Annotated in this window: 11 protein-coding genes; 5 read left to right on the forward strand and 6 right to left on the reverse strand. The window is 68.6% G+C overall.

Going from position 1 to position 14,516, the window contains the following annotated elements:
• The first annotated feature begins 553 nt into the window (after positions 1-553).
• The 4 genes from J7520_RS04895 to J7520_RS04910 all read left to right on the forward strand — a co-directional run bounded on the left by J7520_RS04895 (position 554) and on the right by J7520_RS04910 (position 5,822).
• Positions 554-1,705 carry a hypothetical protein gene (locus tag J7520_RS04895; protein ID WP_291184827.1) on the forward strand — a complete coding sequence of 384 codons (1,152 nt, stop codon included), beginning with the start codon at positions 554-556 and terminating at the stop codon, positions 1,703-1,705.
• A 211-nt stretch (positions 1,706-1,916) separates the two neighbouring features.
• Positions 1,917-2,315 carry a VOC family protein gene (locus tag J7520_RS04900; protein WP_291184828.1) on the forward strand — a complete coding sequence of 133 codons (399 nt, stop codon included), beginning with the start codon at positions 1,917-1,919 and terminating at the stop codon, positions 2,313-2,315.
• Positions 2,316-2,774: 459 nt separating this feature from the next.
• On the forward strand, positions 2,775-4,847 hold the full coding sequence (locus J7520_RS04905) for an amidohydrolase family protein (protein WP_291184829.1): 2,073 nt from the start codon (positions 2,775-2,777) through the stop codon (positions 4,845-4,847).
• Positions 4,848-5,285: 438 nt separating this feature from the next.
• A complete protein-coding gene (locus J7520_RS04910) occupies positions 5,286-5,822 on the forward strand; it encodes a hypothetical protein (protein WP_291184830.1) in 537 nt (178 codons plus the stop codon).
• A 283-nt stretch (positions 5,823-6,105) separates the two neighbouring features.
• Here J7520_RS04910 and J7520_RS04915 read toward each other — a convergent pair whose 3' ends face one another.
• The 6 genes from J7520_RS04915 to J7520_RS04940 all read right to left on the reverse strand — a co-directional run bounded on the left by J7520_RS04915 (position 6,106) and on the right by J7520_RS04940 (position 13,613).
• Positions 6,106-7,299, reverse strand: a complete 1,194-nt coding sequence (locus J7520_RS04915) for a right-handed parallel beta-helix repeat-containing protein (protein WP_291184832.1) — start codon at positions 7,297-7,299, stop codon at positions 6,106-6,108.
• A gap of 118 nt (positions 7,300-7,417) precedes the next feature.
• Positions 7,418-10,234, reverse strand: coding sequence for an esterase-like activity of phytase family protein (locus J7520_RS04920; protein WP_291184835.1), 2,817 nt, complete (start codon positions 10,232-10,234; stop codon positions 7,418-7,420).
• A gap of 127 nt (positions 10,235-10,361) precedes the next feature.
• Positions 10,362-11,705: an ATP-binding protein gene (locus tag J7520_RS04925; RefSeq protein ID WP_291184837.1), complete on the reverse strand. Its 1,344-nt coding sequence runs from the start codon at positions 11,703-11,705 to the stop codon at positions 10,362-10,364.
• The gene (locus J7520_RS04930) at positions 11,702-12,442 is read right to left on the reverse strand and encodes a response regulator transcription factor (protein WP_291184839.1); all 741 of its coding nucleotides are present in this window, start codon (positions 12,440-12,442) and stop codon (positions 11,702-11,704) included. The genes J7520_RS04925 and J7520_RS04930 overlap by 4 nt, the downstream gene beginning before the upstream one ends.
• 80 nt (positions 12,443-12,522) lie before the next feature.
• Positions 12,523-13,041 (reverse strand): thioredoxin family protein, encoded by a 519-nt coding sequence (locus J7520_RS04935; RefSeq protein ID WP_291184841.1) that lies wholly within the window; start codon positions 13,039-13,041, stop codon positions 12,523-12,525.
• Between the two features lie 149 nt (positions 13,042-13,190).
• Positions 13,191-13,613, reverse strand: coding sequence for an organic hydroperoxide resistance protein (locus J7520_RS04940; RefSeq protein ID WP_291184842.1), 423 nt, complete (start codon positions 13,611-13,613; stop codon positions 13,191-13,193).
• Between the two features lie 298 nt (positions 13,614-13,911).
• On the opposite strand from J7520_RS04940, the gene J7520_RS04945 reads away from it, so the two are divergent.
• The gene (locus J7520_RS04945) at positions 13,912-14,352 is read left to right on the forward strand and encodes a nuclear transport factor 2 family protein (protein ID WP_291184843.1); all 441 of its coding nucleotides are present in this window, start codon (positions 13,912-13,914) and stop codon (positions 14,350-14,352) included.
• Positions 14,353-14,516 lie beyond the last annotated feature (164 nt).

Consider the following 14,516-nt stretch of genomic DNA (forward strand, 5'->3'; position numbering starts at 1 on the left):
CGACGCTGTACGTCCAGGACCTCGCCGTCATGCCCGGCTCGCCCGATACCGTCGCCGTCGCACTGGCCATGTCGGAAGGCAGCGCCTGCAGCCGTGTCACGGTCTATCACGGGGGCGTGGAGGGTTCCGGAGCCGAGCAGCCCGGATGCGACGCGATCGCGTTCGGCGACGATCCCGGGTTCCTGTACGCCTACGACCGTCTCAGCACCGGCGCGTGGCTCGTGCGCGACGCGATCTCGACGAGCGCGGTGGTCCTGGACGATGGGGTGCTGCGCGGCCTGCCGGCATTCGCCCGATCGTTCCGGGTGCGTGGCGGCACGGTGTATTCGGGCAGCGGCGTCGCGGTCGACGGTGCGACGCTGCATCCGGTGGGCAGGTACGCGGCGCAGGGTCCGTTCGCGTTCGACGACGCCCACGGCGTCGTCGCCTACTTCGAGGATGCCGACTTTTCCAACGACGCCCACGTGCGCGTGTTCGATCGGGAGTCGTTCGTCCTCTTGCGCGCGATCGCACTCGAGGTGCCACCCGGCAGCAGGGCCTTGCATGCGAGCGAATGCGGGTCGAACTGCGCCGCCGTCGCGTTCGATTCGGGGCAGGTCGTGCTGGTGACGACGCTCGTCGATGCGGTGTTCTCCGATGGCTTCGACGGTATGCCCAGAGCGGCGGAGGAACGCCCATGATTCGCCTCGGCAGGTGCGTCGGCCGCTTCGCGATCGCAGCGTGCATGATCGCGTGTGATGCAGCTCCCGCGTTCGCCGGCGCCGTCGTGCCGGTGTCGGTGGCCGGCTCGGATATCGCGTTCAATGCGCACACCGGCATGCTCTACGCGTCGGTGCCGAGCGTCGCCGGGCCGCCGTACGGCAACCGCGTCGTCGAGATCTCGCCGGTCGACGGGTCGATCACGCGCAGCGTCTTCGTCGGCAGCGAGCCGGCCGCGATCGGCTCGTCGCCGGATGCCGCCGTCGCCTACGTCGGAATCGAGGGGGCCGCGTCGGCGCGCCGCATCGATCTCGCCACGATGACCGCGGGCGCGCCGTTCGGACTCGGCAGAACGGAAGAGCACGGGCCTTTCCTCTACGCGACGGACATCCGCGTGATGCCGGGATCGCCGGAGACGATCGCCGTGGCGCTGCATCGGATCGACCAGATTCCGTGGGATGCCGGCGTCGCCGTCTTCGACGCCGGCGTGGCGCGGCCCATCGTCGTCGGCACCGACGGCGCGACGCCCTCGTCGCTCGCCTTCGGCGCGGATGCCGGGACGCTGTACGGCGCCGACGGATCTTCCCCACCGACGCTGGCGCGCCTGACGGTTGCCGCGGACGGCGTGACGGTGGCGCAGGCGCATTCGTTGTCCAGCTCCAACCCCGTGCGCATCGTCTTCGACGCGGGCCGGATCTATACGGCGCAGGGCACCGTGTTCGACCAGAACCTGGCGATGATCGGCACCTACGCGGCGAGCGGACCGGTCGTCGTCGACGGCGCGTCCAGCGCGGTGTACATCGTCGAGCGAGGGCGCGTCCATGTGTTCGACCGCGACACGTTCGCGGCGTCGTATTCGATGCCGATTTCGGATGTCGACGACCCCGCCGTCGTCGCGACCGGGTGTGGCGCGGGCTGCATGGGCATCGTGTTCGAATCCGGCAAGGTCGTCGTCGTGACCGTCGACGAAACGATCTTTCGGGACGGCTTCGAGTCGCTTCCCTGACCGGGGCGCGAGCCCTGTCGACGATCCGGCCATGCCCCGGGACCATCCCCGTCGACGTTCGGGGCGAGTGGTACGGTCCGCGATAGGGGGCGGATTGCAACGCCAGCGTTCCGCGCCGCCGGGCGCCCGCTTCGTCGCCTGCGACCCACTCGCTGGATCGAATCGGCCAACCCTTGCAGAATCGGCGTCTGCCACTTCGACCAGGGTGACCATGAAGATCCAGCTGACCAGCGTGATGGTGGACGACCAGCAGAAGGCGCTGGCGTTCTACACGAACATTCTCGGCTTCGTGAAGCGGGCCGACATTCCGATGGGCGAGTACCGCTGGATCACGGTGGTTTCGCCGGACGGTTCCAAGAGCGTGGAACTGCTGCTGGAGCCGAACGCCCATCCCGCGGCGAAGACGTTCCAGAAGGCGATGTACGACGCCGGCGTGCCGGCCTCGATGTTCGCGGTCAGCGACCTCCAGCAGGAATACAAGCGCATGAAGATCCTCGGCGTCGCGTTCCGCTCGGCGCCGACGGCGATGGGGCCGGTGATCGCCGCGGTGCTCGACGACACCTGCGGCAACCTGATCCAGCTGTATCAGGAAGCCCCGCAAGGGGCGTAGAGCCCGGTCGACTGAGCCGACGTCCTGCCCGCACCAGCGGGCATCCACGTTGCGTTGTGCATGGATGCCTGCCGGCGCGAGCAGGGCAAAAACATCCGGATTCTCCTCGCGCGCCGAGGCCGTCGCGCGAGGTCACCTCGCGTGTTCTTGCACGGGCGCGAGTGTCGCCGAGCGCGATGGAACCGCATCTGCGGGTATGACGGCGAGCACGCTCCGACTCCCTTCATCCATCGGCGCCATCGCGTGCGATGACATCCGCCGCCTCTTCGCAGGCGTCGATGCCGCTGGCACCGACATCGGCGCAATCGAGTCTCGCCGTGGGAGGCGCCTGCACACCGGCCTGCGCACTCGGCCCAGGCACCCTGCGTAAATTGCGCAGGTTTTTCCGCGCGTGTTTTCACCACGACTTCATCGGGCGCCCGCGTAGATTTTTTCGCAGGTCACCGCTGGAGCATGGACATGGAAAAGCGTTTCGTCGTACCGCTGTTCGCCGTCCCCGCCGCACTGCTCGCCACCTTGCTCGCCCTCGCCGGTTGCGCGTCGCCGAAAACGCCGGCTTCCGGAAAGGCGTCATCCGCTCCCGCTTCCTCTCCCGGAATCGCGCGTCTGGTGCTGCTCAACGCCAACGTCATCACGATGGACGACGCGCAACCGGTCGCGCAGGCGATCGCCATCGACACCTACGGCAAGATCATCAAGGTCGGCAACGATTTCGAGGTCCTGCGCCTGGCCACGCGCACGACGCAGCGCATCGACGCCACCGGTTGGACCATCCTGCCGGGCTTCATCGATCCGCATTCGCACATGGCCGGCTACGCGATGTTCACCGACATCGACCACTGGCTCGACGTCTCCAGCATCAACATCTACTTCAAGCCGTCGCCGGGCACGCCCGGCTGCGTCACGCCGACCGATCCGCAGCGCTGCTTCATCCCGGTGCAGAACCAGGCCGACGTCGTCGCGCGCCTGCGCGCCGCGGTGGCCAAGGCGCTGTTGAACACGCCGCCGACGCCGGTGCTCGCGTTCAACTACGATCCCTCGCGCCTCGGCCACGATCCGAGCTGCGTGGCCAAGCCGAAGAGCCTGTCGTTCGAGTGCACCACGTTCGAGAACGGCAACGCGCTCGCCCAGCTCGACGCGATCACCACGGCCGTGCCGATCTACATCACCAGCGAATCGGGGCACATCTCCTACGTCAACACACCGGCGTTGGCGGCCCTCAACATCTGCGGCACGAAGGGCTCGACCAACGACGGCAACTGCCACAAACCGATCATGAACGTGAACGTCGAGACCGCGCTGGCGAACGTCGGCCAGCTCGACGAGGATCTCTCGCTGTACGCGACCGGCGTGTTCCAGGGACAGGTGCTGAAGGCCAATACCGGTCTCGGCGCCCAGCTGCTGAAGAAGGGCGCCGAGATTTACGCGCAGCACGGCTACACGCTGGCGCAGGAGGGCGCGGCGGGCCTCGGCGAAATGGCGCTCTACGCGGAGGCGACGGCGGGCTGCAAGCGGCCGTTCTGCGATTTCCCGCTGTCGGCGGCGATGATCGCCTACGACAACAGCAGCTCCGATTTCGCCAAGACCATCGCGATGGGCGAGGCCGGCAAGGCGACGTTCCGCGACAGCCAGCTGGTCTCGGTGCAGGCGCTGAAGTCGTTCGCCGACGGCTCGCTGCAGGGCTACACCGGCTACCTGAAATCGCCGTACACGAACGTGTTTCCGCCGTTCACCCTCGGCGGCCTGTTCCAGCAGCCCTACGTCGGACTGCCCGACGTGCCGCAATCGGAACTGGCGCTGCGCCTGCGCGCGGCGCACGCGGCCGGCTATCCGATGATCATCCACCAGATCGGCGACGCGGCGATCAGCGATGCGGTCAATGCCGTCGTGGCGACCCGCGACGCGCCGCCGCCGGCGGGCAAGCGCGACACGATGCTGCACGTGGCGATGATCTCGGGCCACGATCTCGACCAGCTCAAGTCGGTCGGCACGACCGCGGTCAGCGTGATGTCGAGCAACGTGTACTTCTACGGCCTGCCCGAATGCCAGATGGTGCTCGACCCGCAGCGCATCCTCAACGTCTATCCGGCGCGTTCGGTGCTCGACCGCGGCCTGCCGATGACCCTGCACAGCGACAGCCCGGTGGAACCGCCGTATCCGCTGTTCGAGATCTGGGTCGCGGCGACACGCAACGTGCAGCAGCCGTCGTGGTATCCGAACCAGAACCCGTCCAACTGCCCGGCGGTGTTCGCCAACAGCCCGAAGGTGCCGGGCGACGAGCGCATCGGCATCCTCGACGGCATCAAGGCCTTCACCACCAGCGCCGCGATGCAGTACGGCTTCACCGATCGCGGCGCGATCAAGGAGAGCTACATCGGCGACCTGGTGCTGCTGTCGGACAATCCGCTCGATCCGAAGGTGATCGCCAATCCGGACCTGCTCAAGACGATCCGCACGATGGGTACGGTCAGCTACGGACAGTACTTCGCCAATCCGACGGCGAGCATGCCGCCGGTGTGGCCGGCCGATTGAAGCCGCCGGGCGCGCGGTGACGCGCGCCGACGCCTGCGCCGCGAACGGCCGCTGCGTGCAGCCGTTCGCGGTGCGGCGATTCGGAAGGCCATGCCGGCGGACGGTCGCTTCGCTTGACGGCCAGGGCCACGTCGACGTTCGCAGCCGGCGATCTGCGCATCGACGTCATGCCCGCGACAGCGGGCATCCACGTTGCGCCGGCCATGAGTGCCTGCTGCCGCAGTTGTGAGAGCAGATGGCTCGGAATTTCCCGCGACACCCATTGCGCGCGACGATGACGTTTCGCGGCCAGCGACATTCCGCGGGAACGCGAGCGCGTGCGGCATTGGCGAGGCGAACGCTGCCTAACCGGGCGCCGTGTTGCGTTCATCTTTGATAAATCGCCCGCGGACACACTGATTCGCGTCGCCGCAATGCGGCTTTGCTGGGGAGTCATCCATGAGTCGTACTCCGATGTGGATCTGCCTGACCGCGACCGTCGCGCTGTCGCTGAGCGCTTGCCAGAAATCGCCCGACCAGGCGCAGGAGGACGTCGCCAAGGCGCAGCAGAAGGCCGCGGTCGACGTCGCGGCGGCACGTGCGAAGGCCGCCGACGAGGAGGCCGCCGCGCGCCGGAAGCTCGAGGCGGCCCAGGCCGAAGCGAACGCGAAAGTCGACAAGGCGAACACGGAAGCCGGCGAAAAGATCAACGCGGCCACCGCGAACGCGAACGACGCGGAGCGCGATGCGAACCAGGATCTGGCATCGGTGCAGTCGGACGTGTTCCAGAAGGATGCCAAGTCGCGGCACGACCTTGCGATCACGCAGGCCGAGGCCGCGCACAAGGTCGCGATCGAGAAGTGCAATGCGTTGCCGAGCGAGCAGCGCGGCAGCTGCAAGGACGCGGCGGATTCCGATCTCGCCTCGGCGAAGGCCAAGGCCGACAAGGAAAGGGACGATGCGCAAACCGCGGCGAAGCAGTTGAAGGAGCATTGATCGAGCCCGCGCAATAGTTTTCGATTTGCCGCGCCACGGACGGCGCGGCCTTCCGGAACCGCGGCTGGAGGGCACGATGCCTGCTCCGGTTCCGGGCCGGCTTCGACGAAAGCCATGAAATGCGACCGGTGGCTGCGATCGCCACGCTCAGGCAGCCGGCTAGCATGAGCACCTCCGCATCGTCGTCCCGGGCGGGCGCGATGCCGGCTCCCCGCTCCTTCAGAACGAGCCCGTGCGGCGCCGATGCACGAGCGCCGGCGCGTATCGGTGCAAACCTCCGAACCTATCCTTCGCCGTCGAAGCCGTCGCGAAAGATTACGTCGCCCGTCCATTCGTAGGCGCCGACGTCGATCGCGCCGACGACAGGCCGGCCGGAATCCGCAACCGGATGCACGTACACGCGCGTCGGCTGCAAGGAGCGGCCCGCGCCGCTGCCGGGATCGACGCCCGCGTCGATGACGGCGGTGGCGGTCGGCAGCAGCCGGTAATCGTAGTTCGTCGCGTCGACGAACAACGCATCGTTGCTGACGACGTTGTGGTCGAGCACGGCACTCGCCTGCGAACTCGGCGTGCCGCCGCCGTGGAAAATGTTGTTGCGCGCGATCACCGGCGTGCTCGCGGCCGTGCCGATCTGCAGGAACGTGCCGCTGCCGCGCCCGTTGACGAAGGTGTTGTTGACGACGAACAGGCGGTCGTCGGTGTTCTGCCCGAAGCCTTCGCTGAGGTAGTCGAGCATGGCGCCGTTCTGCGTCGTCGAGGGCTGCTGGATCAGGTTGCCGATCACGTACGACAGGCCGCCGTTGGGCAGGTTGATCTCGTAGCTCTCGCTGCCGCCGGCCTCGCCGGTGAGGCGGTTGTATTCGATGACGTTCTCGGCGGCGCGCGATTTCAGCAGGTGCCCGACCACGGCGTGGTGCGACCAGTTGTAGCGGAACACCAGCCGATCGACGTGGCCGATGTAGAGGTTGTGCGATTGGCCGTCGCCGGCGCCGTTGTTCGCGAACTCGCTGTGCTCGATGGTGATCGTGCTGCCCGCACGTTCGCCGGCGAGGATGCCGTTCTCGTTGTCGTGGAAGAACGCGTTGCGCACGGTCAGGTTGGCGCCCTGCTGGCGGATGCCGGCGCCGTTCGCGTCGGGCACGCGGCAGCCGGACAGTTCGACGTTGTCGATCGTCGTGTCGTCGCCGCTGATGACCCAGATCGCCTTGCCTTGCGCGTCGTTGCCGGCGGCATCGATGTGCGGCCGGCCGTTGACGCCGCGCAGGGTCAGCCCGTTCGTCGACCAGGCGCAGACGTCGCCGTCGTAGCTTCCGGCGGCGTCGATCAGGATGGTGTCGCCGGCACCCGCCGCGGCGATCGCGGCGCAGGGCGTCGCATACGTCTGGCCGGGGCCGACCTGCAAGGTGTCGGCCGCAGCGGCGAGGGGAAGCAGGCAGCACACCGCCGCCGTGATGGCATGGCCAGTTCGAATCGTCATCGTCGCACTCCGCACGTCGCAGGCGCGATCATCGCACCGATACGGCCGCCGAGGTCCGGCGATGTCGAGGACGCATCCCGCTGCGGGGACTGGATGCCAGTCCCCGCAGCGGAACGGGTCAGCGCCGCGTGCCGCCGTCGAAGCCGTCGCGGAACAGCACTTCCGACACCGTGTAGAGCGTGGTCGTGCCGCTGATCTCGTTGGCGACGGCGATCATCGCCTCGCCGGTCGGGCTGTCGGCGGCCGGAATGAACACGATGCCTTCCGGACCGAGGTCGCCGGCTGCGGCCGGGTCGACGTCGAGGTCGACGGTCACGTCGAAGTCGCGCGCGTTGACGTAGCCGGCGTAGCTCACGGCGTACGGATTGGTCACGTCGAAGGTGACGATGCCGCCGATGCGCTCGAGGCCGGCGAAGGCGTAGGTGCGGCCCGAGGTCGTGGTGCCGACGGCGAGGGCTTCGGGCTCCGGTCCCTTGTTGTCGCTGCGCGTGTCGAAGCTGCCGTTCGCCTCGTTGTCGGAGTTGAACGCGGTCGGGAAGCGTTCCGCGGTCACCTGCTCGATGAGGTCGCCGCTGTCGTAGACCAGGTTGCCCCAGCGGTCCCAGATCGCCATCGAGCGGCTGCCGAGGATCTGCAGGCGGTCGTATTTGCCGTCGCCGTCGAGATCGCCGTCGATGGTCGAGGCGTTGAGACGGCCGATCTGCGCGTTGGTCTTCAGCGCCGCGGCATCGGGGAACACGCCCGGATCGAGGTCGAGCGAGGAGATGCGCGCGACTTCGCCGCGGTCGTCGCCTTCGCCGGCGCTGGCGTAGAACGTGGCGCCGCCGGCGGAGAACGCGGCGATCGAGTCGGGCATGTGCATGCCGAACACCGGCCAGTTGCGGATGTTGATGGCCGGGCCGCCCGACGGTCCGTCGCGATCCGAAGCGTCGAGGCCGCTCGGCAGGTCGAAGCGGACGATGCCGAGCTGGATCGGCGTCGGCTCGGCGTCCATCGGCACGCTGCCGTCCGGCGGGCTCGGCAGCGGCTGCGGCGCGATGCCGAAGTCGTTGTCGTTGATCAGGGCGAGACGGCCGTCCGGCAGCGCGGCCAGGCCTTCGAGCTTGTCGCCGGCGAAATAGCCGAGCGAGGGCAGGTTGGCGACTTTGACCTTGTCGACGGCGCGGATGCCGGCGGCGACGAGCTGGTCGGGCGTGTGCTGTTCCAGCGTGAGGCCGGCGAGCGGCGCCGGCGCGCCCGCGGCGCGCAGGTTGGTCGCGCCCTTCAGCGTGAACTCGAACAGCATCTTCTTGCCGCTGCGCTCGGTCGAGTCGTCGCGTTCGACGATCGCGAAGCGTCCGTTGCCGAGGTAGGCGGCGTCGCCGATCTTGTCGGTGTTCTGCTCGCGGAAGTCGGTCTTGTCGATCAGGTAGACGTACTCGGCGACGGTGGCGCCGCTGGCCGGGTCGATGCCGAGCATGCGGATCACCTTCGAGGCGTTGCTCGCGGCGGTGTTCGGATTGGCCAGCGGCGTCTGGATGAACGCGTAGAGGATGCCCGCGTCGGTGTCGTAGGCCATGCCCTCGAAGCCGCGGTTGGGGCGTCGCGTCGAGTACTCCGCCGGCAGCGTCTCCTGGCCGTAGTAGCCGGCCGCCTGGCCGCCGAGCGCGCCGGTGCCCTGCGGCACGAAGCGGTCGAGCAGCACGCCGGCGGTGCTGAAGTGGTAGATCGCCGGGCGGTACTCGTCGACCATCCAGTACGAGCCGTCCGGCGCGACGACGATACCTTCGATGTCCGCGCCGAGCGGATCGAGCGGCAGCGGCTTGCCGAACAGGTCGACCGGTTCTTCGTCGATGCCGTTGCCGATGTTCGGCAGTCCGGTCATCGGCGTGCTGCCGTCCTGCTGGAACAGCGGCAGCTGCTTGCCGAGCATGATCGCGCCGCTGGCCGGGTCGAGGCTGAAGCGCACGATGCGCGGCTGGTAGCCGGGCAGCACGAACGGGCGCTCGAGCGCCGGATCGGCGTCGACGTTGCTCGGCTCGCCGTTCGGGCCGCGGTCCGGCACGGTGACGAATTTCAGCGCGCCGGTGGCCGCGTCGGTGCCCTCGAACCACAGGCCGGAGAAGCCGCCGAGGCGGATCGTCTGCCCGGCCGGCGTGGTGCCGAGCACCGGCAGTTCCGGGAACGTGTAGGTGTCCAGGCGCGGCAGGCCGCGCGAATGGTCCTTGAGGCCGGCGGCGACGATGTCCTTGATGCTGAGCGTTTCCAGGTCGATCACCGCGAACGCATTGGCTTCCTGCAGGCTGACGAAGGCGACGTCGTTGCCGGGCGAGGTGGCGATGTATTCGGGTTCCAGATCGACGCTGGCGGCGCGGTTCGGGAACAGGCGCACGCCCTTCGCGCGCAGCTCCGCTTCGCGGCCGTCGAAAGCGTCGAAGCCGAGCGTGGTGGCGACGGCGGCGGCGACGCCGCCGGACAGGTCGACGATCGTCACCGAACCGGGCGGATCGACGTCGCCGACCGGCTCGCCCTCGTTCGCCGACATCACGTAGCGGCCGTCGGGGCTGAAGCTCACGTGGTCGGGCAGCACGCCGGCGGTGAACGTGCGCAGGTGCTGGCCGCCGGCGTCGAACAGCGCGATCACGCCGGGCTGGGTGCCGTCGGCATTCGGGATCGCGGCGGCGAGCACGCCGTTCTTCACCGCGACGCTGGTCAGCGATCCGCCGTACGGCGCGACGTCGATCTGGAAGAGGAGTTCCGGCGCGTCGACATCGGCGACGTCGAGCACGTCGATCTTGTCGAGCGCGCCGTTGGTGACGAACAGGCGCCGCGTCGGCGCGTCGTAGGCGACGATCTCGGCGCCGGCGACGGTGCCCGAGGCATAGCTGCCGCGGCGGACGAGGTCGACGGCGGCCTGCGCCTGGCCGGCACAGAACACGGTGAGGGCGACGAGCATGGCTCGGGCGAGACGGGACGGGTGGAGCATCGGTTCTTTCCCCAGAGGTTGAGAACCGCCCATTGGACTTGGCGCAGGTGACGAAGCGCTTTCATTTTCGTTGCGCGTGCGTGTGGCATTGCCTGCCTCAGGCGCGGGCGCCCGCGGCGAGACCTGCGGCACCGAAGTACAGGCTGGCCTCCAGCCCGCCGCCGTCGCGATTGCGCAGCGTCAACGTGGCGCCGATCGACGCGGCCAGCTGCTGCGCGATCGCCAGGCCAAGGCCGGTGCCGCCGGTGTCGCGGTTGCGCGAGGTCTCCAGGCGATGGAACGGTTCCATCACCTTGCCGAGCTGCGCGTCGGGAATGCCGGGGCCGCGGTCGCGCACCGCGATGCGCACGCCGCCGGCTTCCGCGGCGACGTGAAGCTCGGCCGCGCCGGCGTACTTGAGCGCGTTGTCGACCAGGTTGCCGACGATTCGGCGCAGCGCGTTCGGGCGCGTGATCACGGGCCGGCCGAGGCGGCCGTGCAGGCGGACCGGCCGGCCGATGTCCTGGTAGTCGTAGACCAGGCTCTCGAGCAGCGCGTCCAGGTCGATCCGCGCCGGCGCCTCGGCGGCGCCGTGCGCGCTGCGCGCGTAGACGATGCCTTCGCGCACCAGCTGCTGCATCTGTCCGAGGTCGTCGATCATCTTGTCGCGCACGGACTCGTCGTCGATCGTCTCGGCGCGCAGCTGCATGCGCGTGATCGGCGTCTGCAGGTCGTGCGAGACCGACGCCAGGATCTGCAGGCGCTCCTGCGTGTACTGCGCGATGCGCTCCTGCATCGTGTTGAACGCGGCCACCGCGTCGGCAACTTCGCTCGGGCCGCCTTCGCGCAAGCGTTCGCCGTCGCCCGCCGGATTCAGCGTGCGCGCGGCGGTGGCGAGTCGTTGCAGCGGCCGCGTCGCCAGCCGCACCGCCAGCCAGGTGCAGAGCAGCAGCACGGCCAGCTGCGAGAGCAGCACGTACGGCAGCCACTTCGCCAGCGGCATCACCGACGGCTGCACCTCGATCGTCATCGCGCTGCCGTCGCCGAGCTGCAGGTGTACCTGGAAGCGCTCCGGATCGGCGGAGATCGCGTTCGCCGTCGTCCGATAGCGCGGACCGAGCGCAGCGGCGATCGCCCGGCTCATCTCGCGCGCAGTGTCGCTGGCCAGCGGCGCGCCGTCCCGGCCCGCGCCGAGCAGGTAGTGGAAGGTTCGCCGGCGCAGCATCGGCAGCCACTGCGCGCGTTCGTTCGCCGGCAGGTGGTCGAGCAGGTTCACCGCCACCACCACGTCCTGCTCCAGGTTGGTGAGCAGCATCGAGCTGGCCGCTTCGTGGCGCTCGTAGAACAGCAGCGCGAAGGACAGCGCATGCGCCGCGAGCAGGCCGCCGAATACGATTAGCGACAGGCGCGCGGCGATCGTCCGCGGCCACCAGCGCCGGCCGCCGGCGCGCGGCGTGTTCATTCGCCCTCGCCGAGCAGCGTCACCGGCATGCTGAAGACGTAGCCTTCGTTGCGCACGGTCTTGATGTAGCTCTGTTCGCGCGCGCCGTCCTGCAGGCGCTGACGCAGGCGGCTGACGAGCAGGTCGATCGAGCGATCGAACAGCTCGGCGTCGCGACCCTGTGTGAGGTTCAGCAACTGATCGCGGTTCAGCACGCGATTGGGATGGTCGAGGAACACGCGCAGCAGACGGAACTCGGCGCCGCTGAGCGCGACCGCGGTGTCGTCGGGGTCGAGCAGGTGGCGGGCGGTGGTGTCCAGGCGCCAGCGTCCGAACGCGAGCAGGCGGCTGGTCTCGCTCACTTGCAGGTTCGGCGGCAGCATGCGCGTGCGCCGGATCACCGCCTTGATGCGCGCCAGCAGCTCGCGCGCGACGAACGGCTTGGTGACGTAGTCGTCGGCGCCCATTTCCAGGCCGATGATGCGATCGGTCTGGTCGTCGCGCGCGGTCAGCATCACCACCGGCACGGCGCGATGCTTGCCGGTGCGCAGATTGCGCGCCAGCGTCAGGCCGTCCTCGCCGGGCATCATCACGTCGAGCAGGATCAGGTCGATCGCCTGCGTGTCGAGCGTGGCGCGCATCTCGCGTCCGTCGGCGGCGGTGCTGGCGCGAAGACCGTTCTTGCGCAGGTAGTCGGCGACCATCTGCCGGATCTCGGTATCGTCGTCGACGACCAGGATGTGATCCACGTGTTCCATGCGTTTCCCGGAAGCGGAGCGGCGAGGGATTGTGCCACCGCGCCGGAGCGGCCCGACACGCGGGCGCTCCGGCGCGAGGTTCAGCGGGAGGCCAATGCCTGCCGGATGCGTTCGTCCATCACCTCGTAGGCGCCTTCGCCGTAGTGGCGATAGACGATGCGGCCCTCGCGGTCGATCAGGTACGAGGCCGGCCAGTAGCGGTTGCCGTACGCTTCCCAGGTGCGATAGCCGTTGTCCTGCGCGACCGGGTACTCGATGCCGAAGCGTTCGATCGCGGCCTGCACCTTGGCGGGATCGTGCTCCTCCTCGTACTCGGGCGTGTGCACGCCGATCACCACCAGCCCCTGATCGCGGTAGCGCCGGTACCACTCCTTCACGTGCGGCGTGACGTGGATGCAGTTGATGCACGAATAGGTCCAGAACTCCACCAGCACGACCTTGCCCTCGAGTTCGGCGAGGCTCAGCGGTGCGCTGTTGAACCAGCGGTCGATGCCGGTGAACTCCGGCGCCGCCACGACCGGTTCGGCGCGTGGCGTCGGCATGCCGACCACCGCGACGGCGACGCACGTCGCCGCGGCAACGAGGATCGATTTCCACATGACTCAGTCCTCCTTCGCAGATTCGATTTTGGATGGCTTCGCGCCGGTGGCTTCGAGCATGGCGCCGGTGCGCCTGGCGACCTGCGCCGGCGCGGGGCCGGCGAGGCACGGCGATGCTGCGAATGCGCGCGGGCGGATCACGGCGGATCTCAGACGACGACCAGTTCGACGTCGACGTGGCCGCGCGTCATGCGCGAGTACGGACAGGTGGCGTGGGCGGCTTCGACCAGCTGGCGCTTGATGTCTTCGTCGAGACCGGGCAGGTCGACGTTCAAGGTCACTGCGAGCTGATATTCGTCGCCGGCCGTCTTGCCCAGCGACACCTCGGCATCGACGGCGGCGTCCTGCGGCAGCCGCACCTTCAGCTTGCCGGCGGCGAGCTGCATCGCGCCGATGAAGCAGGCCGAGTAGCCGATGCCGAACAATTGTTCCGGATTGCTGCCGGCGCCGCCCGATCCCGGCGGGCTGAGCTTGACGTCGATCGCGCCGTCGTCGGATTGGCCGGAGCCGCTGCGACCTCCGGTGGTGCGGGTGCGCGCGGTGTAGAGAATGGTTTCGAGGGAATGGTTCATGGCGAGGACTCCAGTGCGTTGGGAGATGCTAGGGACCTGTTCGGACCCGTGCCGGGCGGCGGTGGCCGTGTGTTCCGGTGGCGCCATTTCGCGGTCGCGCGGTATCGCGCATGTGTCGTCCGCGGTGCCGCTTCGTCTGCCGGGGTAACCGAAGGCGGCGCGGATACATTTCGATACAAAGGAAAAACGCTCGCTCGCGCTGCGCTATCGTGGCTTCGATCCGCTGCCCGGGAGTTGGGCGGGAATCCGGATCGCCGCGCGAGGCCGCCGTCGGCGACACGAAAGGCTCAGGAATCGCATGAACCAGACTGCCGATCCGTTCCGCCGCGCGCTCGCCGCCTACGCCGCTGCGGCTCGCGCCAAGGACATCGAGGCGTTCCTCGCTCTCTACGACGAGGAGGTCGTCCTGTTCGATCTGTGGGGCAGTTGGTCGTTGCGTGGTATCGAGACCTGGCGCACAGCGGTGACGGACTGGTTCGGCTCGCTCGGCGATCAACTGCTGGTGGTGACCGCCGACGACGTCGAATCGCGCGTCGACGGCGACCTCGCCGTCGGTCACGCGATCCTCACCTACGCCGCGTTCTCCGCCGACGGGCGCGCGCTGCGTTCGCTCGACAATCGCATCACGATGGTTCTGAAGCGTTGCGGCGATGCCTGGAGGATCGTCCACGAGCACACCTCGGCGCCGGTCGATCACGCGACGTCGAAGGCCGTGCTGAAGCGAGGTTCCATCAGCTGATCGAGCGCGCCGAGATCGCGTCGTCGACGATCGCCGTTGTCGCGGTTCGCGGTGCGGCGAAGGCCTCGAGTGCCGTGACGTCGACGGCGTCCATGCGTTCGGTCGTGTCTTCGTCCCGGACGTTCCGCTTCCGGCGGCGTGTCGAGGAAGGAACGAAGGCCTTT

This window comes from Dokdonella sp., from assembly GCF_017744955.1.
Classification (GTDB): domain Bacteria; phylum Pseudomonadota; class Gammaproteobacteria; order Xanthomonadales; family Rhodanobacteraceae; genus Dokdonella_A.

Excerpts from the sequence above, each read along its gene's own strand:
- J7520_RS04935 (WP_291184841.1), bottom strand. The coding sequence starts at position 13,041 with ATGTGGAAATCGATCCTCGTTGCCGCGGCGACGTGCGTCGCCGTCGCG.
- J7520_RS04945 (WP_291184843.1), top strand. The coding sequence starts at position 13,912 with ATGAACCAGACTGCCGATCCGTTCCGCCGCGCGCTCGCCGCCTACGCC.
- J7520_RS04895 (WP_291184827.1), top strand. The coding sequence starts at position 554 with ATGCGGGTCGAACTGCGCCGCCGTCGCGTTCGATTCGGGGCAGGTCGT.
- J7520_RS04905 (WP_291184829.1), top strand. The coding sequence starts at position 2,775 with ATGGAAAAGCGTTTCGTCGTACCGCTGTTCGCCGTCCCCGCCGCACTG.
- J7520_RS04920 (WP_291184835.1), bottom strand. The coding sequence starts at position 10,234 with ATGCTCGTCGCCCTCACCGTGTTCTGTGCCGGCCAGGCGCAGGCCGCC.
- J7520_RS04910 (WP_291184830.1), top strand. The coding sequence starts at position 5,286 with ATGAGTCGTACTCCGATGTGGATCTGCCTGACCGCGACCGTCGCGCTG.
- J7520_RS04925 (WP_291184837.1), bottom strand. The coding sequence starts at position 11,705 with ATGAACACGCCGCGCGCCGGCGGCCGGCGCTGGTGGCCGCGGACGATC.
- J7520_RS04930 (WP_291184839.1), bottom strand. The coding sequence starts at position 12,442 with ATGGAACACGTGGATCACATCCTGGTCGTCGACGACGATACCGAGATC.
- J7520_RS04900 (WP_291184828.1), top strand. The coding sequence starts at position 1,917 with ATGAAGATCCAGCTGACCAGCGTGATGGTGGACGACCAGCAGAAGGCG.
- J7520_RS04940 (WP_291184842.1), bottom strand. The coding sequence starts at position 13,613 with ATGAACCATTCCCTCGAAACCATTCTCTACACCGCGCGCACCCGCACC.
- J7520_RS04915 (WP_291184832.1), bottom strand. The coding sequence starts at position 7,299 with ATGACGATTCGAACTGGCCATGCCATCACGGCGGCGGTGTGCTGCCTG.